This is a genomic window from Bacillus pumilus (assembly GCF_024498355.1).
Taxonomy (GTDB): Bacteria; Bacillota; Bacilli; order Bacillales; family Bacillaceae; genus Bacillus; species Bacillus pumilus_P.
In genome coordinates this window covers 1,721,011-1,746,635 of sequence record NZ_CP101833.1, presented here as the reverse complement: position 1 = coordinate 1,746,635, position 25,625 = coordinate 1,721,011, and the positions used below count along the sequence as shown (strand labels likewise).

At 40.1% G+C, this 25,625-nt stretch carries 30 protein-coding genes; 9 read left to right on the top strand and 21 right to left on the bottom strand.

The genetic code is table 11. The annotated features are described in order from the left end of the window. Positions 1-2: 2 nt before the first annotated feature. The 5 genes from tlp to acnA form a co-directional block, all read right to left on the bottom strand. A complete protein-coding gene (tlp, locus tag NPA43_RS08730) occupies positions 3-245 on the bottom strand; it encodes a small acid-soluble spore protein Tlp (RefSeq protein ID WP_099728351.1) in 243 nt (80 codons plus the stop codon). Positions 246-260: 15 nt separating this feature from the next. Continuing rightward, complete coding sequence (locus NPA43_RS08725) at positions 261-404, bottom strand: acid-soluble spore protein N (RefSeq protein ID WP_008357830.1); 144 nt, start codon at positions 402-404, stop codon at positions 261-263. A gap of 51 nt (positions 405-455) precedes the next feature. Continuing rightward, entirely contained in the window at positions 456-581 is a 126-nt protein-coding gene (locus NPA43_RS08720) for an FbpB family small basic protein (RefSeq protein ID WP_003211002.1), read from the bottom strand. 73 nt (positions 582-654) lie between these two features. After that, positions 655-1,158, bottom strand: a complete 504-nt coding sequence (locus NPA43_RS08715; protein WP_256499613.1) for a TlpA family protein disulfide reductase — start codon at positions 1,156-1,158, stop codon at positions 655-657. Between the two features lie 64 nt (positions 1,159-1,222). Then, positions 1,223-3,952, bottom strand: a complete 2,730-nt coding sequence (gene acnA / locus NPA43_RS08710) for an aconitate hydratase AcnA (RefSeq protein WP_256499612.1) — start codon at positions 3,950-3,952, stop codon at positions 1,223-1,225. 220 nt (positions 3,953-4,172) lie between these two features. Between acnA and sspO the strand changes: the two genes are divergently transcribed. From sspO to NPA43_RS08690, 4 genes are all read left to right on the top strand, one after another. Beyond that, positions 4,173-4,319, top strand: coding sequence for a small acid-soluble spore protein SspO (gene sspO, locus NPA43_RS08705; RefSeq protein ID WP_099680711.1), 147 nt, complete (start codon positions 4,173-4,175; stop codon positions 4,317-4,319). A 16-nt stretch (positions 4,320-4,335) separates the two neighbouring features. Then, positions 4,336-4,482 carry a small acid-soluble spore protein P gene (locus NPA43_RS08700; protein WP_099728348.1) on the top strand — a complete coding sequence of 49 codons (147 nt, stop codon included), beginning with the start codon at positions 4,336-4,338 and terminating at the stop codon, positions 4,480-4,482. Between the two features lie 97 nt (positions 4,483-4,579). Beyond that, positions 4,580-4,981 (top strand): Hsp20/alpha crystallin family protein, encoded by a 402-nt coding sequence (locus NPA43_RS08695; protein WP_256499611.1) that lies wholly within the window; start codon positions 4,580-4,582, stop codon positions 4,979-4,981. A gap of 262 nt (positions 4,982-5,243) precedes the next feature. Then, entirely contained in the window at positions 5,244-5,672 is a 429-nt protein-coding gene (locus NPA43_RS08690) for a DUF2621 domain-containing protein (RefSeq protein ID WP_034323742.1), read from the top strand. A 222-nt stretch (positions 5,673-5,894) separates the two neighbouring features. On the opposite strand, the gene NPA43_RS08685 is transcribed toward NPA43_RS08690, so the two are convergent. After that, entirely contained in the window at positions 5,895-6,377 is a 483-nt protein-coding gene (locus tag NPA43_RS08685; protein ID WP_099725714.1) for a CcdC family protein, read from the bottom strand. Between the two features lie 94 nt (positions 6,378-6,471). Next, positions 6,472-7,179, bottom strand: coding sequence for a cytochrome c biogenesis CcdA family protein (locus NPA43_RS08680; RefSeq protein WP_034323747.1), 708 nt, complete (start codon positions 7,177-7,179; stop codon positions 6,472-6,474). Positions 7,180-7,388: 209 nt separating this feature from the next. Between NPA43_RS08680 and NPA43_RS08675 the strand changes: the two genes are divergently transcribed. Further along, on the top strand, positions 7,389-7,562 hold the full coding sequence (locus tag NPA43_RS08675; RefSeq protein WP_369810454.1) for an aspartyl-phosphate phosphatase Spo0E family protein: 174 nt from the start codon (positions 7,389-7,391) through the stop codon (positions 7,560-7,562). Positions 7,563-7,830: 268 nt separating this feature from the next. Here the strand turns inward: NPA43_RS08675 and NPA43_RS08670 are convergent, their stop codons facing one another. From NPA43_RS08670 to yneA, 6 genes are all read right to left on the bottom strand, one after another. Then, the gene (locus NPA43_RS08670) at positions 7,831-8,049 is read right to left on the bottom strand and encodes a YneF family protein (protein ID WP_003212379.1); all 219 of its coding nucleotides are present in this window, start codon (positions 8,047-8,049) and stop codon (positions 7,831-7,833) included. A gap of 84 nt (positions 8,050-8,133) precedes the next feature. Further along, on the bottom strand, positions 8,134-8,580 hold the full coding sequence (gene sirA, locus NPA43_RS08665) for a sporulation inhibitor of replication protein SirA (RefSeq protein WP_012010100.1): 447 nt from the start codon (positions 8,578-8,580) through the stop codon (positions 8,134-8,136). A gap of 198 nt (positions 8,581-8,778) precedes the next feature. Beyond that, positions 8,779-10,782: a transketolase gene (gene tkt, locus NPA43_RS08660; protein ID WP_099725715.1), complete on the bottom strand. Its 2,004-nt coding sequence runs from the start codon at positions 10,780-10,782 to the stop codon at positions 8,779-8,781. Between the two features lie 193 nt (positions 10,783-10,975). After that, complete coding sequence (locus NPA43_RS08655; protein WP_099725716.1) at positions 10,976-11,206, bottom strand: DUF896 domain-containing protein; 231 nt, start codon at positions 11,204-11,206, stop codon at positions 10,976-10,978. Positions 11,207-11,275: 69 nt separating this feature from the next. After that, positions 11,276-11,923, bottom strand: coding sequence for a YneB family resolvase-like protein (locus NPA43_RS08650; protein WP_099725717.1), 648 nt, complete (start codon positions 11,921-11,923; stop codon positions 11,276-11,278). Positions 11,924-11,940: 17 nt separating this feature from the next. Continuing rightward, positions 11,941-12,252 carry a cell division suppressor protein YneA gene (gene yneA / locus NPA43_RS08645; RefSeq protein WP_034660770.1) on the bottom strand — a complete coding sequence of 104 codons (312 nt, stop codon included), beginning with the start codon at positions 12,250-12,252 and terminating at the stop codon, positions 11,941-11,943. A 159-nt stretch (positions 12,253-12,411) separates the two neighbouring features. On the opposite strand from yneA, the gene lexA reads away from it, so the two are divergent. Next, positions 12,412-13,032 carry a transcriptional repressor LexA gene (lexA, locus tag NPA43_RS08640; protein ID WP_003212311.1) on the top strand — a complete coding sequence of 207 codons (621 nt, stop codon included), beginning with the start codon at positions 12,412-12,414 and terminating at the stop codon, positions 13,030-13,032. Between the two features lie 47 nt (positions 13,033-13,079). Here lexA and NPA43_RS08635 read toward each other — a convergent pair whose 3' ends face one another. Then, positions 13,080-13,529: a hypothetical protein gene (locus NPA43_RS08635; RefSeq protein WP_099725718.1), complete on the bottom strand. Its 450-nt coding sequence runs from the start codon at positions 13,527-13,529 to the stop codon at positions 13,080-13,082. 294 nt (positions 13,530-13,823) lie between these two features. Between NPA43_RS08635 and NPA43_RS08630 the strand changes: the two genes are divergently transcribed. Continuing rightward, positions 13,824-14,366 carry an IseA DL-endopeptidase inhibitor family protein gene (locus NPA43_RS08630; protein WP_099725719.1) on the top strand — a complete coding sequence of 181 codons (543 nt, stop codon included), beginning with the start codon at positions 13,824-13,826 and terminating at the stop codon, positions 14,364-14,366. 32 nt (positions 14,367-14,398) lie between these two features. Here the strand turns inward: NPA43_RS08630 and NPA43_RS08625 are convergent, their stop codons facing one another. The 5 genes from NPA43_RS08625 to NPA43_RS08605 form a co-directional block, all read right to left on the bottom strand. Then, positions 14,399-15,247, bottom strand: a complete 849-nt coding sequence (locus NPA43_RS08625; RefSeq protein ID WP_256499610.1) for an STAS domain-containing protein — start codon at positions 15,245-15,247, stop codon at positions 14,399-14,401. A gap of 137 nt (positions 15,248-15,384) precedes the next feature. After that, positions 15,385-15,765 (bottom strand): NucA/NucB deoxyribonuclease domain-containing protein, encoded by a 381-nt coding sequence (locus tag NPA43_RS08620; RefSeq protein WP_230030533.1) that lies wholly within the window; start codon positions 15,763-15,765, stop codon positions 15,385-15,387. Positions 15,766-16,038: 273 nt separating this feature from the next. After that, positions 16,039-16,947, bottom strand: coding sequence for a trypsin-like serine peptidase (locus tag NPA43_RS08615; protein ID WP_099725722.1), 909 nt, complete (start codon positions 16,945-16,947; stop codon positions 16,039-16,041). A 194-nt stretch (positions 16,948-17,141) separates the two neighbouring features. Next, on the bottom strand, positions 17,142-20,285 hold the full coding sequence (locus tag NPA43_RS08610) for a bifunctional cytochrome P450/NADPH--P450 reductase (protein ID WP_256499609.1): 3,144 nt from the start codon (positions 20,283-20,285) through the stop codon (positions 17,142-17,144). A 21-nt stretch (positions 20,286-20,306) separates the two neighbouring features. Next, entirely contained in the window at positions 20,307-20,885 is a 579-nt protein-coding gene (locus tag NPA43_RS08605) for a TetR/AcrR family transcriptional regulator (protein WP_230030204.1), read from the bottom strand. A 482-nt stretch (positions 20,886-21,367) separates the two neighbouring features. Between NPA43_RS08605 and NPA43_RS08600 the strand changes: the two genes are divergently transcribed. Next, complete coding sequence (locus NPA43_RS08600) at positions 21,368-21,955, top strand: DUF6944 family repetitive protein (RefSeq protein ID WP_099725725.1); 588 nt, start codon at positions 21,368-21,370, stop codon at positions 21,953-21,955. 208 nt (positions 21,956-22,163) lie between these two features. On the opposite strand, the gene NPA43_RS08595 is transcribed toward NPA43_RS08600, so the two are convergent. Then, complete coding sequence (locus NPA43_RS08595; protein WP_256499608.1) at positions 22,164-24,380, bottom strand: RNA ligase; 2,217 nt, start codon at positions 24,378-24,380, stop codon at positions 22,164-22,166. A gap of 110 nt (positions 24,381-24,490) precedes the next feature. Between NPA43_RS08595 and NPA43_RS08590 the strand changes: the two genes are divergently transcribed. After that, the gene (locus tag NPA43_RS08590) at positions 24,491-24,682 is read left to right on the top strand and encodes a hypothetical protein (protein WP_099725727.1); all 192 of its coding nucleotides are present in this window, start codon (positions 24,491-24,493) and stop codon (positions 24,680-24,682) included. 12 nt (positions 24,683-24,694) lie between these two features. Here NPA43_RS08590 and NPA43_RS08585 read toward each other — a convergent pair whose 3' ends face one another. Next, positions 24,695-25,603 carry a DMT family transporter gene (locus NPA43_RS08585; RefSeq protein WP_256499607.1) on the bottom strand — a complete coding sequence of 303 codons (909 nt, stop codon included), beginning with the start codon at positions 25,601-25,603 and terminating at the stop codon, positions 24,695-24,697. Positions 25,604-25,625 lie beyond the last annotated feature (22 nt).

The window sequence follows — 25,625 nt, the reverse complement described above, 5'->3', positions numbered from 1 at the left end:
GTTTATTCGGTATAGCCATTCTTTCTTGCTGCTTCTTCGTCCTTTATCTCAGAACGCATGGCGTCAATACTCGTTCTGCGATTTTCATTTTTTTGCTTGATCATCTGCTGTTCTTCCTCTGTCGAAAGAGCCATCGCTGCTTCAGATTCATCAATATTTTCTAGCGTGTTCTCGATCATATCTTGGAGCTTTTCAACATTATCAGAACGATCATCTGGATTGGATTGATATGACTTGCCATTCATCATGCTTCCCTCCTATTATTCGCCCTTCGTCTGTATCACATCAGGCTGTTCATTTGATTTATTATGCATCTTTTTACCTTTATTGCGTTTGTACGCCACAGGTTTTGTCCCTAAATGGTCTGGTGTAAACTGTGCTTGTTTATCATGCTCTCTACCCATCATTCATCCCTCCCTCTTCTTTAGGATGAACGAAAACGGATAAAACATAACTTATTTCTGTCTAAAGCGCTCTTCCAACTTTTCTTCTAGCTGGTTTAAAAATTCCTCATTACTTAATAATTCTTTCTTATTTTCAAGCACAAGCTCTTCAAATGTACGGCGTTTTCTTCTTCTCATTCCGCTCACCTCCAGTGTATGTGTATTACATTTTCGCCAAAAAATTTAGAAAATAAGCAAAAGAGCTGAATCATTATAGATCCAGCTCTGTTTCAATTTCTTTTTTTGTCAGCATTTGATGCTTCACAGACATGATGCGTCCTTTTTCATCTAATATGTATGTAGTTGGATATGAAAGCACCTGATACCTCGCTTGAATGCCTTTTTGGTCCAATAAAACAGGAAGGGTCAGCTTTAATTCATCTCTGAATGCTGCGACATGATCCACACTCTTTTCAGTGGTCGTCAAATTCACTGCTAGTACTTCGACTTGATCATTCTCGCTTCTGATCGCATCTAGATCCGGCATTTCCGTTCTGCATGGTTTACACCATGTCGCCCAAAAATTGACGAGCACCTTTTTCCCGCGATAATCAGATAACGATGCGGTTTTGCCATCAAGTGTTTTGAGCTCAAAATCAGGGGCCTGATCCCCTATTTCAAGACCGATGGCCGGCTCTTTTGGCCCAAATAAATTCCACGCAAGTAAACCAATCAACACAAGTAAAACAGCGCTTGCTATTACTTTTTTCCACATGATTGATCCTCCACTATTTTAAAAAGAAGAGAAAGCTTTTGGCCGCCTTCTCTTCTTCTCTTAATTAGTTGCTTGCCAATTTTTCACGCAATACCATTTGAAGGATACCACCATGACGATAGTAGTCAATTTCGACTTCACTGTCAAAGCGAACAAGCACTTCAAATGTTTTCTCATTGCCATCTGCATCGATTGCTTTTACAGTGACAAGATCACGCGGACGAACTGTTTCGTCAACATCTACTTCAAATGTTTCGGTTCCTGTTAGTCCATGAGTCTCTGCACTTTCTCCGTCTTTAAACTGTAAAGGAAGTACGCCCATGAAGACAAGGTTACTTCTGTGGATACGCTCAAAGCTTTCAGCTAGAACAAATTTAATCCCAAGAAGGTTTGTTCCTTTTGCAGCCCAGTCACGTGAAGAACCCATTCCGTAGTCTTTACCTGCTAAGATCGCTAGACCTGTTCCATCTTCTTTATAACGCATGCATGCATCATAAATGGATGTCACTTCACCAGTTGGCCAATACGTTGTATATCCGCCTTCTGTTCCCGGTGCAATCTGGTTCTTAATACGGATGTTTGCAAAAGTACCTCTCATCATAACATGGTGGTTCCCACGGCGAGATCCATATGAGTTGAAGTCTCTAGGCGACACGCCTCTTTCTTGCAAGTATTTACCTGCAGGTGTGTCCTTCCCAATTGCTCCAGCTGGAGAAATATGGTCAGTTGTGACAGAGTCACCGAATTTTGCAACAACGCGAAGTCCTTTAAGTGGCTCAACTTTGCCAGGTTCAACTGAAAGGTTTTCGAAAAATGGTGGGTTGTCAATATAAGTTGAATTCTCATCCCATTTGTATAGTGCATCATCGGTTGTTTTGATTTCATTCCAGCGATCGTTGTTATCAAAGACAGTTTCATACTCTGAACGGAATAATTCAGGTGTTACTGTGCTCTTAACAACACTGTTGATTTCGTCCATCGTTGGCCAAATGTCATTGAAATAGACGTTTTTGCCACCCTTATCGACACCGATCGGATCCTTTGTTAGGTCGATATCTACAGTACCCGCAAGTGCATATGCCACAACTAGTGGTGGTGATGCAAGGTAGTTTCCTTTGACAAGCGGATGGATACGTCCTTCAAAGTTACGGTTACCTGATAAAACTGAAGTGATCAGCAGATCATTTTCAGAGACAGCTTCCTCAATTTCTTTCTCAAGCGGTCCAGAGTTTCCGATACATGTTGTACAGCCATATCCAACAATGTTAAATCCAAGGTCTCTTAGGTATGGAAGAAGTCCTGAGTTCACAAGGTATCCTGTTACAACCTTTGAACCTGGCGCTAGTGACGTTTTCACATAGTTTGGTACCTTCATACCAAGCTCACTTGCTTTCTTCGCAACAAGACCTGCCCCGATCAAGACGTATGGGTTAGATGTATTCGTACAGCTCGTAATCGCTGCAATCGCAATCGCACCTGTCTTCATGACAGCTTTTTCACCGTTTGAAAGATCAAATTCGATTTGTTTATCCAGCTCTGATTTTTCTAAGCCGAATCCTTGGTTTCCTGCTGGGCTTTCAATATGTTTATGGAACGTCTCTTTCATTTCAGAAAGTGGAATCAAATCTTGTGGACGTTTTGGACCAGATAAGTTTGACTCAATTTTAGAAAGATCAATTTCCACGACATCAGTAAATACTGGTTCCTCAGCATCTGGCGTATAGAATAAACCATTTGCGCGAGAATATTCTTCAACGATATTAATTTGCTCTTCATCACGGCCAGTGAGACGTAGGTAAGCCAGAGCTTCCTCATCTACTGGGAAGAATCCGCAAGTAGCACCGTATTCAGGCGCCATGTTCGCAATCGTTGCACGATCAGCTAATGGCAGCTGTGCAACGCCTGGTCCGAAGAATTCAACAAACTTGTTCACAACGCCTTTTTCACGTAGTACTTGCGTGACTTTTAATGCCAAGTCAGTTGCAGTTGTTCCGTTTGGAAGCTCCCCAACTAATTTAGCGCCAATGACTTCTGGTACTGGGAAGTAAGAAGGTTGACCAAGCATACCAGCTTCCGCTTCGATACCGCCAACTCCCCATCCAAGAACACCAATTCCGTTAATCATTGTTGTATGAGAGTCAGTACCAACTAGTGTATCTGGGTAAGTGATGATCTCGCCATCTTCTTCAATCGCATGAACAACACTTGCAAGATACTCTAAGTTCACTTGGTGAACAATTCCTGTTGCAGGCGGAACAGCTTGATAGTTGTTAAACGCTTTCTTTGCCCAGCTAAGGAAGTTATAACGCTCTGCGTTACGTTCGAATTCTAAATCCATGTTAATGTTTAATGCGTCTTCAGTTCCAGCTTTGTCAACTTGTACCGAGTGGTCAATGACAAGGTCAACTGGAATTTCAGGGTTGATTTTATCCGGGTCTCCTCCGACATCTGCCATTGCTTTTCTTAAAGAAGCAAGGTCAACGACGGCTGGTACACCCGTGAAGTCTTGTAAAATAACACGAGATGGTTTAAATGGAACATCAATCTCTTTTACCTCGGCAGTTCCCCATTTTGCCAAGTTTTCAACGTGTTCCTTTTTGATCACTCTACCGTCTACTTGGCGAAGCACTGATTCTAACAGTACCTTAATGGAATAAGGCAGCTTAGAAACATTTCCGATTCCTTGTTTTTCTAGTGCTTCTAACGAATAATAGTGATACGTTTTCCCATTTGTCGAAAACGTTTTTCTAGATTGAAAAGCGTCTTGTTTAGCGACTTGCTGCTGTTTCGACATGTCCAAAATCCCCCTTTTGATGATCAAGATCAATTTCAATTCTCAGAAAAATCGTCGTATTTCACCACAATTTTCTCACAATTTCATCTTAAAACAAATTCATACATAAGTAAATAACAATGCTTTTATTAAATTCAATAAGTTTATCTTATCATTAGGAAATGATTACTCTTCATAAACCGAGTGGCGCGGGTTCATACTAATATTGAGGTGATAGAACATGACAAAACGCAAAGCAAATCATGTGATTAACGGCATGAACGCAGCCAAAAGCCAAGGAAAAGGTGCAGGCTATATTGAAAATGATCAGCTCGTTTTAACAGAAGAACAAAGACAAAACAATAAAAAACGCAAAAAGAACCAATAAGAAAGGAGCAAGAATCATGACGAATAAAAACACAGGGAAAGACATCCGTCAAAACTCTCCTAAGGAGCATCATGGCAGGCAGCCTGAGCCATTATCAGGCAGTAAAAAAGTGAAAAACCGCAACCATTCAAGACAAAAGCACAATTCACATCATGATATGTAAACATTCCCTTCTCATCCCGTGACCAAACGTTTTAGGTCTTTCACACATTTCAGTTTTCAACATATGATTTATTATGAGATGTGATGGAGGAGTGTTTATGGAGAATGAAAAGCAAGTGAATTCCTCTGATTTTCTTGAAATAGATGATTGGCTCAATGTGTTAATGGATGATCCTTTTGCCTGGTATGATGAACACCTCCCAATTGATCTGTATGAAACAAGCCGTGATTATATTATTGAGATCGATATCTCTACCTTGTCGATCACTGATGTAAAGCTGACCTTCGCTGGATATGAGCTCACTCTAGCTTTCACGGCACAAAAGCCAAATGATGAAAGCGAACAGCAAATTGAAAAAAGTGTCATGCTCCCTTTTTATTTGAATAACAAAGACATTGACACAGAATACGAAAACCGAATCATATCGATAAAAATTAAAAAATATTCTCATCATCAAGACGGGGCATTTTCCTTTCAAATGCCGCATTTCAAACATTAAGAGCCCACCTTCATTTTGGTGGGCTCTCTTCCGTTCGTTTCAAGTCAATCCCTTTTGCGAACCACCATGGCCAAATAGTAGAGTCGCTATACGATAATATATGCTTTTTCTACTAAATGGTTTGGGTCCTTCTAGTAAATGGACGTCTATCAATGAAAAAGGGGCGCTTATAGAGAAAAGATACAGACATTTTTGTTATTTTCTTCTATCATCTCTTCATGTAAAATAAGATAGAGACATAAGGGGTATAAGGAGTGAGAACATGTTAAGCGGCTGGTTTTTGTGGTTCATTTTATTTTGGGGGACAGTGATGATCGGATTACTAGCAATCGGTGGCTTTTTTATGTTTCGCAAATTTTTAAAACGATTGCCGAAGGAAGACGGGAAATCAGAACTTGATTGGCAGGATGAATATATTCAAAAGAGCTTGCACCTATGGCGGGATGAGGACAAACAGCTTTTAAATGAGCTCGTATTACCAGTTCCAGAGCTGTTTCGAGATGTCGCCAAAGAAAAAATCGCGGGCAAAATTGGCGAACTGGCATTAAAAGAACAGGCTGCCAGCATTAATTTAGACTTAATTATTCGCGGCTATATAATCGCTACGCCAAAGCGAGACCATAAGTTTTTACTTAAGCGCCTGCAAGAAAAAAACATCGATCACACGCCATACGAATCGCTATTAAAATAACCTCCTTTTTATAAAGGAGGTTTCAGATTGTTGACAAAGGGCTAAAATGATCTTTATTTTAGCCCTTTGTCTTATTTTCAGCGTGATAGAAAACCTTTGAATTCTAGGAAGGACGAGCACTGGAGCGGAGCGAATTTGACATTCGTGAGCACCAGCGCGCAGGACTGACAACGAATGCGAGGGTTTGTCTACACGCTGTAACCTCCTTTTTATAAAGGAGGTTTAATTCATTTGAGCCTGCTGCGGATCTAATTGTTTAGACAGCTTTCTAAACGATAAATACATAGCGACCCGCCAAGGCACGATCATGCCAAAGGCAAGGATCCAAAACATCCCGCTTAACGCACCATAATCAATGGAAGAACTCAGGATGGTCTTCATGCCAATACGAATAACAAGAAGACCAATGAGAATGAACACAAATGCTTTTGATCGCTTTAGATAAATTTCATTCCCTCTAATTTCAAATTTTGATGTTTTAATTAAAAATATGGAGAAAAACATCCCCACTGTGATCGCCTCAAGAAATTCAGCTCCAGTTACTTGAAACATAGGGACCAAAAACATCAGAGCACCAGTGCTCATGAATATAGGAGGTAAAATAATTTTTTTCGCGGTTGCAGGTTTTGCAGATGATTTAATGCGAATAAACATGACGGCTACCGCCATACATACCGCAATTATAGAAGAGATTATGATCATCATATCAAATCATTCCTTTATTCTTTAAGGTCAGTCTATGTATAATATACTCCAATTGACGAAAAAAAACCATTCGCCGCGACTGTAGAAAACGATTTCAAAAGCCTGTAAATCCACCAAACAATGATGAGAACATAATGATAATCCATGTTAGAAGATCAAAGAACAGTAAAATCCCTACCACAATCATAATGATCCCGCCAATTCTCATGATGAGCTGCTGACGCTTTCTGATCCACGCCATTTTCGTGATGAAAAAGGACAGAACAAAAAACGGAATGGCAAAGCCTAATACATACGCAATCATATAGGTCACAGCGGACTCCGGTTTATTGCTGGCAAGTGTGATGACAGCTGATAAAATCGGGCCGGTACAGGGTGTCCATCCAGCGGCAAAACCCATTCCGATGAGAATTGATCCAAAAAAACCAGCCGGACGATTTTTGAACTGCATTCTCTTTTCCCCCATCAGAAAAGAGGGCTGAAATACACCAAGAATCATAAAGCCAAAGAAAATAATGAGAATGGCCCCAATTTGACGAATCGCTTGATGATATTCAATAAAGAACGAACCAACGAACGATGTCCCAAAGCCAATCGCAATAAAAATGATAGAGAACCCAATTAAAAAGAATAATGTATGAAGCAGACTTCTTCTTCTCAGCATCACTTTCTCAGATTTCACTTCATCTATACTAACACCCGTGATATACGATAAAAAGGCTGGGTAAAGCGGAAGACAGCACGGTGAGATAAAAGAAAGAAACCCTGCTCCAAAAGCTAAAAAATAATTCAGATCTGACAAAAGAACACCCCCCTTCTTATAATATACAACAAGAGATGACAAAATCATTTCATTTTTTTTACATCATCTCAATAAAGATGGTCTATTCTCTTAAAACCTTATATAATTTAATTTGACATCGAGATAACGAATCCTTTAAATTTGAAAATAAACCTTAATATGGATATAATAGAATCGATTCTTTTTATCAAGATTTGCATGAAAGGAACATGACTTTGGTAAAAACATCATTATTAACTCAAATCGAAGAAAAAAGAGAAGAGCTGATGAAAGTTGTCTTGCATAATGGGATGACATCAACAGTGACCATCGAACATAGCCAGCAGCTAGATCATCTCCTCTTACAATATCAACGACACCTACACTCAAACTCAGCCAACTAATCATATCTCATGATATAAACCATGCCGCACGATTTTAGAAAAGTTGATATGTGTGACAATAAACGAAACAAAAACCTCTGATCACAGGGGTTTTTTGTTTTTGGTCTTTTAGATGATGCATGACGCCATAATAAAAACCACCTTCCCTGCTTCATTCATGCAAGTACAGTGGTTTTAAGCGTCTGATGAAGGTGACTTCATAAAGAAAGGACATAGCTTGTCCATTCTTTATGCCCATGTTCCATCTATGATCATAATATCGTACGTATTATTTCGCTTGGTTGTTCATGGCTTTCATCATTTGATTGATTTTCTTTTGGGACGGTTTCATGCCCATTTGCATCATCATCATTCGAAGCATTTGTTCATTAATTGGTGGATTCTTTTTCAAGTAGCTCATCATATACTTACGAGCAATAAAGAATCCGAGTGCAACTCCTGCAAGCAGTGCAACAACGCCTACAAGGATGACAACCCATAAATCCATAATTCTTCCTCCTTCATGTTGTCTCGTATAAAGTGTACTAAACAAAAGGCTATTATACAACATTTCACGTTCAATTTTATTTTTTTAAACAAAATTCCTCACTTTTACCGGATTGAGCCACCCGTGCTTCTTTGATCCAAAGTCCATGGCAAGGAAGCAAGGACTGATTTTTCTCAGCACTTCAAAAAACACCGCTTCTGCCTCATAACTACCTGTGGCAGACATTTGAATATAACGATCTTTGATGATGAATGCAGCTGTTCCTTTTCCATCTGGTAAGGAGGCGCTGTAAATCGAGCCTATTTGTGTATAGTGAATGTTCGTTAAGTTGTTCATTAATCGCTGGTGCATATGAAAAGCAGGGATTCGTTTCGTCACGTAATCCACTTGTTTCACAAGCATAACCAATTCATCTTCCGTGCGGTTCGTCCAGTGTAACGACTCAAACAAATGAAACAAAATCGATTCTCTACCAAAATAATGATGCGCAAATTCATCCTCAATCCAATAAATATAATAATGGCGTTCCATGTCTATCCCTTCCTTTCACATTTCGTCAATCTCGTATATTGCTTGTATTATACAAAAATGTGAAAGAAAGAATTGTCTATATATGAAGCAAGAAGAAACTAGTTTTGTCAAAAAAACAAGAAAAAAGAAAAAAGTTTGCAGAGCGGATGGAAATGCTCTGCAAACAGGTAGCAAAAAAGCATGATGCTTGGAAATCGATTATTTATTAAGCTTCGCTTTCACACGGCTGACCACGTTGCTTACAGTAAATCCGTATTTCTCAATAATGGTTTCACCTGGAGCAGAAGCGCCAAATTTATCAATCGCAATCACGTCGCCATCAAGACCAGTGTAACGCTCCCAGCCAAGTGAAGCACCCATTTCAATCGCAATACGTGCTCTCACTGCTTTAGGTAGGACTGACTCTTTGTATTCGTCTGACTGCTGATCGAAGCGATCCCATGCAGGAAGACTCACAACAGAAGCACGGATGCCTTCTTTTTCAAGTGCCTTTTGCGCTTCAATCGCTAAGCCTACTTCAGATCCTGAAGCGAGTAAAAGTGCTTCTGGCTGAGCATCAGCAGCTTCAACGACAACGTATCCACCTTTTTCTACTCCCTCATATGCCTTCTCTGGTGCTTGGTCAATCGTTGGAAGGTTTTGACGAGTGAGTACTAGTGCTGTTGGTTTATCCGTTGAAGATACAGCCAGTTTCCACGCTGCAGCTGTTTCGTTTCCATCTGCTGGACGAATGACAGAAAGGTTAGGCATCGCGCGTAATGAAGCAAGTTGTTCAACCGGCTCATGCGTTGGCCCATCTTCACCGACGGCAATACTATCATGCGTAAAGACATACGTGACTGGCAGTCCCATTAATGCAGCAAGACGAATAGCTGGTCTTAAGTAATCTGAGAAAACAAAGAACGTTCCGCCGAATACACGGAGACCGCCGTGAAGTGCCATACCGTTTAACGCGGCACCCATTGCAAATTCTCTGACACCAAACCAAATATTTTTGCCGGCGTAATTATTTTTACCAAAGTCGTCAGTGTTTTTAATTGTTGTTTTATTTGATCCAGCAAGGTCAGCAGAACCACCAATAAAGAAAGGTACTTGCTTCGCAATGCCATTTAATACTTCGCCAGAAGAAGCGCGAGAGGCAAGACTTGAGCCTGATTCATAAACAGGAACCTCTTGATCCCAATTCTCAGGAAGCTTTCCTTCAATCGCAAGCTTCAGCTGAGCTGCTAGCTCTGGATATTCTTTTTCATATTGCTCAAATAGCTCATTCCACGCTGCTTCTTTTTTCTGACCAGCGTCTTTTACAGCTTCTTTGAAATGATCGTACACTTCAGAAGGTACATGGAAATCTTCTTCAAACGTCCAAGAATAAGCTTCCTTCGTCAGCTTTGCTTCGTCGCTGCCAAGCGGTGCACCATGCACACCAGACGTTCCCGCACGGTTTGGAGATCCGAAACCGATCGTTGTTTTCACTTCAATGAGAGTAGGTTTGTCCGTACTTTGTTTGGCTTTTTCAATAGCAGCAGTCACTTCTTCGATGTTGTTGCCGTCTTTTACGTAAAGAACTTCCCAGTTCATCGCTTCAAAACGATTCTTCACATTTTCAGAGAATGAACGATCTAGGTCGCCATCTAAAGAAATATCATTTGAATCATAAAGAACAATTAAACGGCCTAAGCCTAAATGACCAGCAAGTGAAGCAGCTTCAGAGGAAATTCCCTCCATTAAGTCTCCGTCTCCGCAAATGCTGTATGTATAGTGGTCCACAACGTTAAAGTTGTCTTTGTTATACGTTTCCGCAAGATGTCTTTCTGCAAGTGCCATTCCAACTGCCATGGCAATCCCTTGTCCTAAAGGACCTGTTGTGGCATCTACGCCTTCTGTGTGTCCAAATTCAGGATGTCCAGGTGTTTTGCTTCCCCATTGGCGGAATTGTTTTAGATCTTGGATGCTAAGGTTGTATCCGCTTAAATGAAGCATGCTATATAAAAGCATAGAGCCATGTCCCGCAGATAAAACAAAACGGTCTCTGTTAAACCAATTTGGGTTTTGCGGACTTACGTTTAAGTGATTCGTCCATAAAGCGTATGCCATTGGTGCAGCACCCATTGGCATTCCAGGGTGACCGGAATTCGCTTTTTCAATTGCGTCTATGGAGAGAGTACGTATTGTTGCAATAGATTTCAATTCAATCGTTTCCATATAAATTTAAATCCCCTTCCGTATCTTGTGTACACCATTATCATAAATCTACTGTCCTTTTTTCACAACTATTTCACGCTGAAAAAGAAGGATTTTGTCACATTTAGTTTATCGATCACCTAAAAACTTATGCAAATAAGAAAAAAGATGAGAATATTCTTCCCATCTTTTCAAAATTCAAGAAATCCTGATCTTAATGAAGGTTCTGATCTCTTTCTCTTTTTAATTTTTCTGGTGTGACATCGTTTCCTTCAGGATCGACGATTTTCACGGTTTTAAGTGTATTTTTCATAGAAGAACGAAAAGCTTTTAAATATTCTTCTCTTAAATGCTTTTGTTCTGTTTTTTCAGCGTCCGACAAACCGGTCTCTTTCGACTTTTTTGAAAGCTCATTTATTCTTGCAAGCTGCTTTTTAGAAATCATGACAAACTCCTTTAAAACATTTTCTCTAAATACTACTAAATATCATTCATTTTTACAACAATTCACACTTTACGTGGTAAGAGCTTTTTCATATTCTTGATACCTTCTATGCACCGTCGCCTTTGAAATGTCAAAGCCTAGTCCCTGAAGTGTTGCTGCGATTTCGGCGAACGTCATGTTGTTTTTTCTTAATCGAACAATTTCTGAAATCGGTACTTCAATTCGCTCACGGCCAGGCGCCTGCTCACGGTGTTTTAAATTGAGTTCAGGCTGATACCCGCGCTCAACAGCCCTCTTCATTCCCCGCTTAATTTTCAGGTTATGAATTTTTCGTTGATACTCTTCCACGATTCCTACAATCTCAATGACCATCTCATCTGCTTCTGAAAGCTCAAGCTCTCCTCTATGAAAAACACTATACACCTTTACTTTCTCTTTAAAAAGACAATGAAGAAGCGCAATTTTTGCTTGTCCTCTTCCAAGGCGCGTCTCATCCTGAATGAGAACAGCATCTATTGACTCTTCTTTCAGCGTAGCAAGCATATCAAAAACACCATTACGATCTAGATCGTATCCACTCGCTTTTTCTTTAATGACTTTGACCACATTCATCTTGTGCAAAGCAGCTAAAGCTAGCAATTCTTCTTCTTGTCTTTTCAGCGAGGTTTCCTGCTCTTCTTTGACAGTACTGACTCTCGCATAAATGATTGCGTTCATCTCTTCAATCGACCTTTCTACTGTACTGTTGCAAGTTGATATACGACTGGATGCTCTTTTTTGACTGGTATCACAAGGATGTCTCCAGGCTGGATTTCAGTTGAAGCAAGATCATTGTGTTCGGTTACCCAGTCAATAAACGCATTTTTGTCGATTGATTTACTGTCGTTTACTTGATCAGCTAACCCCCAAAGAGTATCACCTGATTGAACCTCTATTTTAACATATTGATTTGGATCATTATGGCTAGTGACTGCGATAAGTGAGAGAAATATGCCAACGATGAATGAGAATACCCCAATAAAAATAATAGATTCTTTTAACCTCATAATGTCATCTCCCCTAACAGAATATGCGTTCGCTCTTTCTGTCATTCATTATAAATACGAACAAACGTTTCTGTCAAACGTTTTTTTCGAACCTATGTTTGTACTGTTAGGAAAAACATGCTATAATTTCTTTAAAATTGACGTTTTGAGGTGCAAAAGATGACGAAGCTATCAAAAAGACAACTCGATATCCTGACATTCATCAAAGAAGAAGTAAAAAGCAAGGGCTATCCCCCATCCGTTCGTGAAATTGGAGAAGCTGTCGGTCTAGCATCCAGCTCAACTGTCCATGGACATTTAGCTAGACTAGAAACAAAGGGTTTAATTAGAAGAGACCCGACAAAACCTAGAGCGATCGAAGTACTAGATGAAGAGGAAATGAATATTCCAAAGAGTGCTGTAATGAATGTACCAGTCATCGGAAAAGTAACAGCCGGCTTGCCTATCACGGCTGTTGAGAATGTAGAAGAATACTTCCCTCTTCCAGAGACTTTTGCAGCGCCAGATGAACAAGTATTTATGCTTGAAATTATGGGAGAAAGTATGATTGATGCGGGTATTTTGGACAAGGACTATGTCATTGTCCGTCAGCAAAGCACTGCCAACAATGGAGATATTGTGGTCGCGATGACAGAGGAAGATGAAGCCACAGTGAAACGTTTTTATAAGGAAGATACACACTTTAGATTACAGCCAGAGAACCCATCAATGGAACCGATTATTTTACAGAATGTGAGTATACTAGGTAAAGTGATTGGCGTATTTCGAAATATTCATTAAAACAAGCCGGTATTTCATCAGTTGCTGATGAGAACCGGCTTTTTCTTTTATGAACAAGAATAAGCAAGAATACTCGAACTTGGGAACGAACCAAATGTAAAGTTCGGCCATATAAAGCCTGTTGTACGGCCAAAAGGCTGTGAGGAAAGCACATACATTAAAAATACTTGACCGTTTCTAAGGAACACAATCGTCCATCTTCTATTACATCCCGCTGCAAACTGAACAGTTTGCTGGCCTCCACTTACACTTTGCCCTGAAATAAGTGACTGCATACTTTGAGGCTGAGAGACTGCTTGCTGATACTGTGAGATGATATGCTGCGGCGGAGCTGGCGGGGCTGATTGTCCGCCTGAACCTTGCCCTGGCCCAGTACCTCCCCCTCCGATTGGAAACCCAGGAAATCCTCCAACTTGAGGAACAGGAAGCGATGGCCATCCTTGTACCTGCCTATCATATAAGTACCCATTCCACATACCTTCATACGGATGATACATATTAAACACCACTTTCTTAGACATTCATCACAACAGTATATGTCATAAATGAAAAAGGGTGTTGAACGTCCAAATAGAAATTTTTCCAAAAGACGTTTCGTTCTTCTGTAGAACGGTTAAATAGTAGTGAAGAAGAAAAAATAAAAAAATGAAAACTTTTTGTCTCGCTCAAACGTTATATAGGTAGAAAGAAAAGAAATAAAAAACTTTTAGATTTAACACTTGTAATATCACTGTAATTATTGTAACATTTGTAACATAAGAAGTTTTCATTTAAAAAAGGAGGCAATCGCCTTGAAAAAATTATTTGTTTTATTAACTGCTATTATGCTTATGATCTCATTACAATCAACAACACTAGCCGCTTCCAAAAAACCAGCCGCTTTAACAAATAAAGAAGCGTTACATATTGCCCTTGATGCACGAGAACACTTTTGGAGTGCGATGTCAGGCTACAAAATTAATGAACATTCAGATTACAAATTAAAATCATTTAGTTATAAAGACATGACATACAACTATCTTTCTAAAACATTTGATACAAAGAAAAAACTAAACAGCTACCTATCTCAAGTTTTCACAAAAGATGCGATCACTCATGGTTTAAAAGACTATCAGTTTATTGTTCATAATGGGAAAATGGCTGTTCCAGTCGGTGACGGAGACAACATGCTCAATTGGGAGAAAGCAACACCTAAACTTGTCTCTAAGAAAAATACAATCCGCACATATGAATTCACAGTCCCAACACTTGATGGACGTGAAGTAAAACGAACTGTCACTTATGAGAAAGTACAAAAGGATTGGAAAGTAACAAAAATTGACGCTGTGATCTAAATAAAAACCAGGCCCGTTACTAGGCCTGGTTTTTATTTAGGAGAAAATTCAGTCATGTGATCTAGCGCGTGGGCAAGTGATGATGCCGTGCGAAATTCATGAAAAGGAAGCCCGAGCTGCACAGCTGTTTGAGCGATTTCTGGTCTGATCCCTGAAATGGTCGTCTCCACCCCAATTAACCGAAGTGACGTGACAAGATCAAACATTTGATGAGCCACCATTGTATCAATAATGACGACACCCGATAAATCAATGTACAAATGCTGAACACCTTTTTGCGAGCACTGTTTTAATGTATTTTCTAATATAATCTTTGCTCTCGCCGTGTCAATGTCACCTACTAAAGGCAATAATGCAATATGGCTTTTTAAGACGATGACGGGAGAGCTCAGCTCATAAATCATATCTCTTTGAGCAACGAGCTGTTTGGTTGTGTTTTTCACATATTGCTGGATGAACACATGGATTGAAATGTTAAACGCCTCTGATATTAAATCATACCAATAAAATATGCGATCGATATCAATATCACCTTGCCGCTGTTTAATAAACTCTTTTAAGTAATGAAGGACCACTCTTTGATTAGACATATATTCTCTGACGACATAATCTAATGGTGTGTTTAAATGTTTCGGATCACTTGCTAAGTCTTCCGACCACTTTTTAAACTCAGTATGTAAATACGTCTCGTCTTCAATAAGAGCACGTATAAAATGCTGATAATAATCTTGATTTTGCCGTTTAAGCTCTGCTATGATGCTCGAATCTGTTGAACGATAAATAGATTCTGGATCATCATCCTCAATTGATTCATACCATGTTTTAGTTAATTTCTCTGCATGTTGCATGAAAAAATCGTATAATGCACGGTTCTTGTCCATAAGCATATGTCCCTTCACATTTTCTTCTTGTCATTATAGATTGATTGTACCACTGAATCTTTTATCCCTGCTAGCTCGAATACGCTCTATCTGTAAACAAAAAAAAGCCCCTCACGAAAGGAGCCTCTTCCCCAGTTTTATTTCACAATAAATAAAATTCTTTTTCCATCAGGATAGCCGCTTATTTGGTGTCCGACCCATGAGCCTGCTCCTCTATTATCTGATGGACTGACATATTGAACACTTGCACCCTTTCCTCCCTCAAGACAAACCGCCATCGGCCATTCATCCCGGTCAAAGCCAGGCTTTGTGGGAATTCCTTTTAACGATTCTTGCCTGCGGACATCTGCCCCGTTTCGGTCAATGGTACACACATCTGAATGCCCTTTTCGAATGGCTTCTTGAATATGACTGCCTGTTTCAGGATACCGTTCCTTTGGAAATTGAATGACATGATCATAACGATCTGCCCCTTTTGCCGCCTGATTCTCTCCAAATCCACTTAATAACACACCCATCCATATCACAAAGCATAGGACGACAGCAGTGAACCAGTCTCTCCTCATCTTCAAAAGCTTGTGACCCCCTCATACTTCTTCAGGTATGATCTTGACTTTAAGGAAATGAGTCATTTTTAATGTATGAGTGGTTAACGGATGACATGTGAAAAAAATGATGAGTATGAGCCGCTTGATGAATCTCTCAGATTAGAAAAATAGAAAACCAGCAAATTCTGTTCAAAACAAAAAAGCTCGTCCCCTTTGAAGGAAACGAGCTTTATGCTCTATTTTTTATTGCGCTTTCGCATAGTTTACAAATTCAACAAAGGCTGCTGTAGCTTTTGGACCACCATTGATCGTTCCATTTGAATAGCCTGCGTTATGAACCCCGACGATTTGTTGGTTCTGATCGAGCATCGCAGAACCTGAATTTCCGCTAAACGTATCAATCGTATAGTATGCTAGATTCGTATCTTCTCTCGTCACAGGACCTGACATCTCCCACTGTGACACCTTGCCAGTCGACCTCATTTTATCTCCTGGATATCCAGAAATTTTAATCGTTGTTCCAGTCAGATTTGTCACCTGACGGATGGAGCGGTAACCGACCGTATTTCCGATGTTCGTATCTGTTTTAATGACGGCAAAATCATATTGGCTCGCACCTGTATTGATATATCCGCTTGGGACATAGAATTCAGTCATGTTTGCTGAGCCGTTCACGGCCGTACTATCATTCATGCCTGGATACACAGACCCTTTTGCACTATAGCTTCTCGATGCTGTATTGTACACGCAGTGTCCGTTTGTCAAAATTTTGTTGGGGGCAATGAGTGTACCAGTACAGCTGGACCCGCCAAATGTAATATAAGCAATCGAATTGTATGGCGCAACTCTTGTGTTCGCTACTTTTGTTCTACCATCGTCTCCAATGACTACTTTTGTTTGAAAGTCTTTTAAATATTTTGTTAGTGGTTTTACTTTTTCGCCAACAGTAGAAGAAAGATCATCCACTTTGTCAAAGGATGAGGGGGCTTTCGTATCATTGTGGAAATCACTTGAAGAGATTACCTTTCCATCAGAAGTCACCATATCATAATCAGACGTTAGTACTGAATCCGAGGCGGCATGGGCAAAACTAGGCACACTTAAAGCACCAAAAACGAGTAGAGAAGGGATTAACATTTTCACCTTTTTCATCATATTCCTCCTTTATGTCCTATATCAAAAATCATACGATTGTTTCATATTGGAGTAAATGAGAGAATATTCTTATTTTTTACAAAATATTTCATTTTTAAATTAGGTGTTTTGTATCTTCCTAACATTCATTCTATCTATCTCTTTCTATGTAAACTGAAAAAAACCGCCAAATTGGCGGTTTTCGCTGTTTGTTAGCTCCATACATCTTTTACATATCTATTGTCATTTGAAAGTGATGTCAGCAAATTTTCAGCTGTTTCTTTCGAGCACTGTTTCACGGCTTGATACAGATCGACAAGTGTAGCCTCTACATCTGGTGCCATGACTTTTCCATCCCCGCAAATATACAGATACGCACCTTGATCAAGTAATTCAATAAGCATGTCGCCATCCTCTTTCATCAAATGCTGGACATACACTTTTTGCTCATCATAACGAGAGTAAGCCCTGTGGATAGAGACAACTCCTTTTTGCTCTGCCAGCTGCATTTCCTCAAAATACAGATCATCTTCATGAGGGTGACGGCAGCCAAAGTAAAGATGGGCTTCACCAAGTTGTTTTCCTTCATGCTGCCACACTTCTCTTGCCTGAATAAACCCTCTAAATGGGGCAATTCCTGTTCCTGGTCCGATCATGATCATCGGTATTTCAGGTGAAGGCGGCAGCTGGAATCCTGCCTGCGCTTCATGCAGGAAGCAGGCCACTTCTTCTCCTTCTTGCAGATCACATAAATAGTTTGATGCGACCCCGGCGTATTCTCCGCGGCCACTCCACGCTTCGCCTTTCACAACTGCTACTGTGATACTGACCCTTTCTTCATCTACCTTTGGTGAGCTAGAAATCGAGTAATAACGCGGCTTCAAACCTGGTAAAAGCGCCAAAAAGTGTACAAAGGGCAGCTCACACGCTTCATATTGATCTAATAAATCCAGCATGGTCACTCGCTTCTTTAATATGGATTCTTGATAGGATTCACCAGCCATTTGTTCAAGTTCTATTCGGTGAGGCGGACATACTGTATATTTTGCAAGCTCTCTTAGCTGCGTACGTGTCGCAGGCTCTTGAAGCTCAACATGTGACGCGAGTAGTTCTCTGATTTGAACCGGCTGATCTAATGGTAAATGACTTGCCTCTTTTTCAGAAGAAAGCTTAATATGCTGCTGAGGATCTAGTTTAAAGCGATTGGTCACCCGCTGAACGAGTGCAACACTATTTTTCGGTACAATCCCGATATGATCCCCTTCTTTGTATTGTTTCCCTTCAGGCAATTTCAGTTCAATATGCCTTGTTTGCCGCGGGCTTTTTTCAGATTGTAATTCTGTATTTCTCAAGACAACAGCTGAAAAGGCACCATATGTTTTCGCCACAGGACGTTCCACTAGCTCATTCGTATAAGCAACTGATAAATTTGGCTTTTCCTGATTTTTCTCTTGGAAAGTGATATTAAATTCTTTTGAAAGCTCTTCGAAAACAGTCTTCTGGAATATTTCTTTATCTTCATCCATGTCACCGCCTGCATCGCCTTCGCCTAAATCAGCAACACGCTTCGCTCCTTTTCTTTCAAATGCCTCATCAATGAGACGTGGAATACGCTGATACGTACTCGCCCAATTTCGATCTCCACATCCAAAGACTGCAAATGTCACGTTTGATAAATCCTGCTCCTCATCCTGCGTCACCCAATCCACAAATTGTTTCGCATTGTCAGGCGCATGTCCGTTGTAGGAAGCCGTCACGATCAATACAGCGCCTGAATCTGGTAATTGGCGTGTATAGTCATCAAGTGGTGCAGTGGTTACGTCAAACCCTTTTGCTTTTCCGTCTTCAGCAAATTCGTTTGCCATTTGCTGCGCTGTGCCAAGATTTGATCCATACAAGACAAGCAGAGGTGTACCGTGACTGGCCACTTTTGACTCATCAGATGCAGTGCTTTTTTTCGGTTCCTCTTTCGGAGGTGCCATAAAGAATTGCTGCTTCCTTGGCCGCACTTTGATTTTAAAATCGTTTGGCTTAATCGTTAAAGATTCTTTTAAATCAAGTTTATATGATGTGTGATCAATCAATTCCAGATTGTGCAGAACCATAGCCAGAACCATAGTGGCTTCATGAAGTGCGAATTGCATACCAATACATGCACGCTGGCCGTTCCCAAAAGGCTTATAGGCATGCTGTGGGATGTTTTCAGGATGCATAAACCGCTCTGGTTTAAATTCTTCTGCATCCTGTCCCCAAACCGCTTGATCACGGTGTAATTTAGGAAGCAGCACCGTCACACTTTGATTTTTCTCAATCGGATATTCCCCTCCGATCACTGTGTCTTCTTTAGCGTAAAGTGAGAAAGAAGGGGCAGTCGGCCAAAGTCGAAGTGCCTCATTTAACACCATACGGGTGTAGCTTAGCTTTTGTACCTGCTTAAATGTCGGCAGCCCGCCTTGCAGCACATCATCTGCTTCTTGAACGGCTTTCTTTAATTTATCTGGATTCTTTAGTAAGAAATAAATCGCAAATGATAGCAGACCGCTTGTCGTTTCATGCCCCGCTATTAAGAAGGTAATAATCTGATAACGGATATTTTCATCTGACAGACGCTCACCTGTTTCAGGATCCGTTGCATGCAGCATTAGGGACAGCAAATCATCGCCCGTTTCATCTTGTTTTTTACGTTCTTTAATAATGTCATCTACTAACTGTTTCATGAAGTCGACATTATGCTCAAATTCTTTTCTTCTTTTGATCATTAACTTATCTGCAATCGGCCATCTCTTCGATTGGTCCATCGCTTCATTTAAGCCTTTCAGCATGCTTTCGATGAATGGATGCTGATTTTCTTTATAAAAGCTGTTAAATCGAAAATCAAAACCGCAAAGCCCGATCGTATCTAACGTAAGCTTTGTCATATCCTCTGCTACTTCAATTTCTTCATCAAGGCCTGATCTTTGCCATTTTTGCACAAGCTGCGTTGCAATATCGAGCATCATCTCGTGATAGCCCTTCATGGCCTGCTGGCTAAACGCCGGCATCAAGATTTGATGAGCTTTTCTCCAGTTTGGTTCTTCTGTCCAGCTCGTAAATAACCCATCCCCAGCAAATGCTCTTGCTTTATCGAGGCTAATCCCAATGTATTTATCAAAACGGCTCTCATCACATACTTCTTGAGCAAGCTCATGACTGGAAACAAAAACACTAGTTGTTTCTGAAAATTCAAATTGAAAGATCGGTCCAAGCTCATCTGCCAGCCGCCAAAAAGTTTGAGAAAGCTCTCCCTTTTTCAGTAGGGGAATATTTTTTAACGGTCCGTATGTTTTTGGTTTTGGAATGATTGATGTTTGTTGCATGTTCCCACTCCCTTTATTTCATTATGATGCAACGCTAATGGCGCGCCATAAACATTGCTCAATTTCCTCTAAAAATTCAATCGTTGGCTCTATTTCTTCAGCAAGGATCTGTTTATGAAGCTGTACAAAGGCGCCAAATACAATTGATAAAATGGTTCTACCAGAGAGATTTGGGTGAATCCCATCCTTCTTCCCTTCTTCAAAGATGTGAAATAGTTCATTTAATAAATGCTGCATTTTCTCTTTGCTCGTCTCATCTAAGTAATGTGACCGTTTATCAATTTCTAAAAAATAAAGACCGCTTGGATTCTCCTTTGTAAACAAAACCAAGCAATAAAATACATGCTTGAAGTAAGCCCTAATACTTACCCTTGGATCTGGACTGTTTTTGTTCATTTTTTCGATAAATGCAGTGAGGCTGCGCTGGTACAAAATATTGACGAGTGCTTCTTTGCTATCGAAATACCGATAAATGGTACCTGCTCCGACGTTGGCTCTTTTTGAAATCATCGGCATCGTGGTGCCATCAAAGCCTCGTTCAATAAATAAGTCCAGTGAAGCCTTCATGATCTGCTCTTGTTTATCAGGAGCTGCTGGCATTTTATCCCCCTCCTCTCGCTTTAGGAATGAATGTTCATTCCGCATGGGGTATATTATATTAATATTTTAATTTCTTCTATTTATACTTAAACACACTTATTTTACCCCGTCACCACATTTTCTGAAAATAATAATAATTGAGAAATGATACCTAGTTACATTGCATCCAAAGGACTTATAAATATTGGCAGTTTTGTGACATACGGGTGTCCTCAGCACTACATATTCATTCCTGATCGATTGGAGAATGAATGTGATCATCATAGGCATCAATATATACCTCCCTTTACTTGCGTGGACGGCGTATCCTCATGTACCCATTACAACATCATGATAAGCTTTTTTGTTCCATTCAATGATTTCTTTACTGGAAAGCATTTTGACCTTCACTCCTTTCCTTTGTTCAGACTATATTATTAAAAAGGGAATTCAGAAATCGGTGATATTGCTGCCAGTTAATCTACAACAATTTGAGGTGGAACATGTGTAATGTTGATGAGTACAACATTTTAACAGGAGCTTGGATTGATGCGCTTGGTACAATCATTTCTGCAATTGCAGAAATCAGATCTTTAGCAGGAATGAATGAAATCAATAATAAACTTGTAGCAATTGGAGAAGGTCTGCAAGCAGTCGGATCTTTTGTTATAGCAATAGCGCCTGAGGAGAATTCTTATGCTTTTACTGGAAACTTAATTGATGGTGCTGGTGCATCAACAAGCTCATTAGCTGCTTATTTACAAGATGTGGAGGGTGAAAATTCAGATAATCTTCGTCTAGAGATACTTGGTGATTCCTTTCAATCGATTGGTGCCTCTATCGCTGCTACTGGAGATTATATCATTGGAGAGCAACTATTTGCTGTTGGTAATTCGATTCAAGCATTAGGTGCTGGTTTAGAAGCAATTGGTGGCGTTTATGAATTAAAAAACAAGGAAGAAGGAGCACAAATTCTATCCACTTTGGGGGCTATTTCACAGGCAATTGGTTCAAACTTTGTTGCCCTTCTCTTAACTGATGAGTTCATAGCCAGCAACATATGTCCATATAAAGAGACTTGGAGGGGCTAGAAATAGTCCTATATATTGAGACTACTTGCGCTCGCCGCTTATTCCTCTTTAAGCCATTTCAACCTTCCCTGATCCATATATCAACACTTTTAATAATCTTTTTTTCTGCATATTTTCTGCACATAAGAAGAGAAAGGACTAAAACAAAGATTATTTTAGTCCCTCTGGCAACTATCTCAGCTCTTGTTTAGAAAGACTCTTTTTTACACTATGCATTTATTTCGTCATGATTCAATTGGGCTGCTTCATTTTGCTCAAATTGTGATCGCAGCTCAATAATTGAGCGTTTTCTCACATTCTCTGGTTCTTGCTCAAGCAGCCACGTATAAAATCTTGCTTGCTCCGCCGTTTTGAAAGCCTGCATATATTTTTGCGCGGAACGTTTCTCTGCAACGCGCTGCTTAATAGCACGCATCTGCTTCCAGAATTGATAATAAGGAAGCTTGAGCTTGGTCATAAAGCCTCTGTCATCCTCAATGACATATCCCTCTTCTTTAATCGAGTTGTCATGAGATACTGCCTGATACCATTTATAAAAAGACGTCCAATCCTGGAACGCAGCCACTTTCTGCTTGGATGACATTCCAAGCTGTTCACTTAATCTTTTCACTTCAGCAAATGGTGCTTTTTCATAGCTCAGCTGCCGCTTCACAATATCAAGTAAAATAAGTTGATCTTGATCATATGTGATAATATGTGGATCTTTCTCTGGCAAAATGACTTCAAACACAAGAGATACATTGTTGTCACGTACGTATGATTTGATGTAGTCGACCTGCACATTGTCAAAGGTTGCAAAAAATAGCTCTTCGACCCAGGAAGCATGCGGATTTTGCTTCACATGTGATGTATACGATTTGGATGTAAACACCAATTCATCCTCCATTTCGTTATACCCAACAGTTCCTAAGTATCCATTTGCTTTATCATATACGGTGACAGGGAATTGTAGGTGATTCACTAAATGCTGCATTCTTGTCTCAGGACGCTCATCAATGTTAAAAAATTTATTATAGCTTCTAGAAACAATCTGCTTTGAAGCCATATTGACAAACAAACCTCTTGCCTTCACATTCACGTCGTCCCATTGCCGTTCACTAAAAGCCTTTTTTGTAAAATTAAAAGATGAAATGTGGTGCGGAAGCTTTAATTCCTGTACGTACTCATGCTGATCTAAATGAGCCAAAAAATCCTCCAGCGAAATATCTGGTTGAACAGAGACCGATTGTTTTTTCTCAGAGGCTCTATATACAGGATTGTCAATTTCATATGTCTCAATCCCGTCAGCTGTGATTTTCAGCACCCGCAGCTGTCCGCCAAATTCAACCTGACCTTCGAGGTTATAAGACCTATCTGCTGCTTGAATAGGCAGCCTGTATAAATTGCGATGTCCATGAATTTGAATGATATCTAATCCAGCTGTGTTTTGAACGAATAAGTGGTCAATGTCATCTGAATATTCCCCTACTCCGTGAATAAGCTGCTGGGTCGAGACATGCAGAAGCTCTTCTGGCAAATGAGCAAGCCCGCCATGGGTGACAAGATATGTCTGGCCATGGTACGTAAAATAAGTAAGCTGATGAAATGTTCTGACAAACTTTCTTACTTCTTTTAAATCAAAGTCCCCTGCTTCGATTTCAGGCGCAGTATGACGATTAAACATGTTGCTTCTTACTTTTTCGCCATGTGCAAACCGGTATAAATGCTGATCATGATTGCCTTCGATCACAATGACATTCCGGCATTCTCGATGTGCGAGCATCCATTCTAAAACTTCTTTGTTTTCTATTCCTCTATCAAGCAAATCACCTGCAAAGATGTAAAGTTCGTTTTCTTTGATGTCCCCTTGCAAATAGGTGTTAAGGGCTGTATGACAACCGTGAATATCACCGAAGACATGAATGGCCTCATATTGATCAAAGGATCGAGACTGATAGGTCATCACGTGCGGATATTCCTCTGGCTGCAAAACGGTCACCCACGACGGTACCTTTTCTGTTTTTAACCGTTCGTTCATTTGATACAAAACAGACTCCCTCACAACTTTGTGCGGTTCTCGTGAGCGATTTTGCAGGAGGGCTGTTTCAAGTGGCACTTGCGTGAAATCGACGACATACACCCTGTAACGATACGTAGTAGCTAACGACTTATATTGAGAAATCGACTTGCTTGTGACATGTGTCGCATCAATCACAGTAAAGTCTCCGCGTTCCATTCGGGCTGTGAGTAAATCAAATAATAAAGACCACACTCTATGATCATGCTTGCTCGTAATTTCCGGTTTCCCATTGACTGATAACTGCGGCGGCTGGGTCAACAAACGGATCTGATCAGCTGATAAAGTATATGGCTCTAAGCCTTGCTCTTTGATCCATGTTGATTTACCTACACCTGGGAGACCTCGTAAAAGGACTAAAGTTCTCATATTGGTTCTCCTTTAATGAGTGATATTTTACCTATTATAGATAAATTATGGATAAATCTCAATCTTTTATTGATTATGGTAATATATAGATAGAGAAGGAGGTTTTACACATGTCTAATGGAGAGAATGTTGCATTCAACATTGGAGATATCATATTTCAAGTATTTCCTCTTCTATTCATCGCATTTATCGTAACAAGCATTGTCATCGCATTTCGAATGATTAGAAAGAAACGAATGGAATTAAAGAAAGTCGAGGCTAGATTAAACCAAGTCATTGAAAAAAATCATTTAAAAGAGTAAAAAATCCGGAGATTAACCGGATTTTTTTGTTTTCATCACGATCCCTTGACGCTGCTGCATCAAAAAGAAAAAGACACCTAAAAGGACAAGCAGACCGCCTAACATTTGAAACAGTGTGACTTTCTCTCCAAGCAGCAATACAGCAAGTATCGTGGCCCCAACAGGTTCACCGAGAATACTCATTGAAATGGTTGTCGCATTGACATAGGTTAATAACCAATTGTTAATGACATGAGACATGGTGGGAATAATGGCGAGCAATAAAAAGATTCCCCATTCTTTTCCCGGATAGCCTGTAAAAGGAGTGTGCTGAAGCAGGTTGAAAAGAATTAAAAAAAGGCCGGCAAAACCAAATACACAAAAACTATAAATCCAATGAGATATTTTTCTCACAGCTTGTTGGCCTATTAATAAATAACAAACAACTGCAATCACACTTAAAAAGGATAAAATATCTCCTACAATTGCTTCCTGGCTATGCCCTATATCTCCCCACCCAATCATCAGTGCACCAACAATCGCCGCACACATCGTGAATATAGCAGACATCGTTGTTCGTTCACGGAAAATGAGAAATCCACCTAACAGGGACACCATCGGCTGAAGAGCGATGATAATCGTAGAACTTGCCACTGTGGTCAGCTTCAGTGAGCCAAACCACAACACAAAATGAAGTCCTAAAAAGAAGCCTGACATACATAATAAAAACCAGTCTCTACGCTTAATCGAGAGAAACTCTTTTTTCCGCGGCAGGATAAACGGAAGCATCAAAACAGCCGCCAAGATCATTCGATACATACTTAAAATAGCAGCAGGAGCACTTGACCATTTCACAATAATTGCAGAGAACGAAATGGCAATAATTGAAATTACAAGCGGCACTGCGATTGACTTCTTTGGAACAGTTGTATTTATTTCCATAAGCAGCTTCCTTTACATCAGC

Coding starts and splice junctions, on each gene's coding strand:
- NPA43_RS08725 (WP_008357830.1), bottom strand. CDS start 404: ATGGGTAGAGAGCATGATAAACAAGCACAGTTTACACCAGACCATTTA.
- tlp (WP_099728351.1), bottom strand. CDS start 245: ATGAATGGCAAGTCATATCAATCCAATCCAGATGATCGTTCTGATAAT.
- NPA43_RS08650 (WP_099725717.1), bottom strand. CDS start 11,923: ATGAACGCAATCATTTATGCGAGAGTCAGTACTGTCAAAGAAGAGCAG.
- NPA43_RS08635 (WP_099725718.1), bottom strand. CDS start 13,529: ATGTATCATCCGTATGAAGGTATGTGGAATGGGTACTTATATGATAGG.
- NPA43_RS08655 (WP_099725716.1), bottom strand. CDS start 11,206: ATGATTTCTAAAAAGCAGCTTGCAAGAATAAATGAGCTTTCAAAAAAG.
- acnA (WP_256499612.1), bottom strand. CDS start 3,952: ATGTCGAAACAGCAGCAAGTCGCTAAACAAGACGCTTTTCAATCTAGA.
- NPA43_RS08595 (WP_256499608.1), bottom strand. CDS start 24,380: ATGAGAACTTTAGTCCTTTTACGAGGTCTCCCAGGTGTAGGTAAATCA.
- NPA43_RS08610 (WP_256499609.1), bottom strand. CDS start 20,285: ATGCAACAAACATCAATCATTCCAAAACCAAAAACATACGGACCGTTA.
- NPA43_RS08625 (WP_256499610.1), bottom strand. CDS start 15,247: ATGGACAAGAACCGTGCATTATACGATTTTTTCATGCAACATGCAGAG.
- NPA43_RS08690 (WP_034323742.1), top strand. CDS start 5,244: ATGTTAAGCGGCTGGTTTTTGTGGTTCATTTTATTTTGGGGGACAGTG.
- NPA43_RS08605 (WP_230030204.1), bottom strand. CDS start 20,885: ATGCCAGCAGCTCCTGATAAACAAGAGCAGATCATGAAGGCTTCACTG.
- NPA43_RS08585 (WP_256499607.1), bottom strand. CDS start 25,603: ATGGAAATAAATACAACTGTTCCAAAGAAGTCAATCGCAGTGCCGCTT.
- NPA43_RS08685 (WP_099725714.1), bottom strand. CDS start 6,377: ATGATGATCATAATCTCTTCTATAATTGCGGTATGTATGGCGGTAGCC.
- NPA43_RS08715 (WP_256499613.1), bottom strand. CDS start 1,158: ATGTGGAAAAAAGTAATAGCAAGCGCTGTTTTACTTGTGTTGATTGGT.
- NPA43_RS08590 (WP_099725727.1), top strand. CDS start 24,491: ATGTCTAATGGAGAGAATGTTGCATTCAACATTGGAGATATCATATTT.
- sspO (WP_099680711.1), top strand. CDS start 4,173: ATGACAAAACGCAAAGCAAATCATGTGATTAACGGCATGAACGCAGCC.
- NPA43_RS08695 (WP_256499611.1), top strand. CDS start 4,580: ATGGAGAATGAAAAGCAAGTGAATTCCTCTGATTTTCTTGAAATAGAT.
- NPA43_RS08700 (WP_099728348.1), top strand. CDS start 4,336: ATGACGAATAAAAACACAGGGAAAGACATCCGTCAAAACTCTCCTAAG.
- tkt (WP_099725715.1), bottom strand. CDS start 10,782: ATGGAAACGATTGAATTGAAATCTATTGCAACAATACGTACTCTCTCC.
- NPA43_RS08670 (WP_003212379.1), bottom strand. CDS start 8,049: ATGGATTTATGGGTTGTCATCCTTGTAGGCGTTGTTGCACTGCTTGCA.
- NPA43_RS08600 (WP_099725725.1), top strand. CDS start 21,368: ATGTGTAATGTTGATGAGTACAACATTTTAACAGGAGCTTGGATTGAT.
- NPA43_RS08615 (WP_099725722.1), bottom strand. CDS start 16,947: ATGAAAAAGGTGAAAATGTTAATCCCTTCTCTACTCGTTTTTGGTGCT.
- NPA43_RS08620 (WP_230030533.1), bottom strand. CDS start 15,765: ATGGGTGTGTTATTAAGTGGATTTGGAGAGAATCAGGCGGCAAAAGGG.
- lexA (WP_003212311.1), top strand. CDS start 12,412: ATGACGAAGCTATCAAAAAGACAACTCGATATCCTGACATTCATCAAA.
- yneA (WP_034660770.1), bottom strand. CDS start 12,252: ATGAGGTTAAAAGAATCTATTATTTTTATTGGGGTATTCTCATTCATC.
- NPA43_RS08675 (WP_369810454.1), top strand. CDS start 7,389: ATGACTTTGGTAAAAACATCATTATTAACTCAAATCGAAGAAAAAAGA.
- NPA43_RS08720 (WP_003211002.1), bottom strand. CDS start 581: ATGAGAAGAAGAAAACGCCGTACATTTGAAGAGCTTGTGCTTGAAAAT.
- sirA (WP_012010100.1), bottom strand. CDS start 8,580: ATGGAACGCCATTATTATATTTATTGGATTGAGGATGAATTTGCGCAT.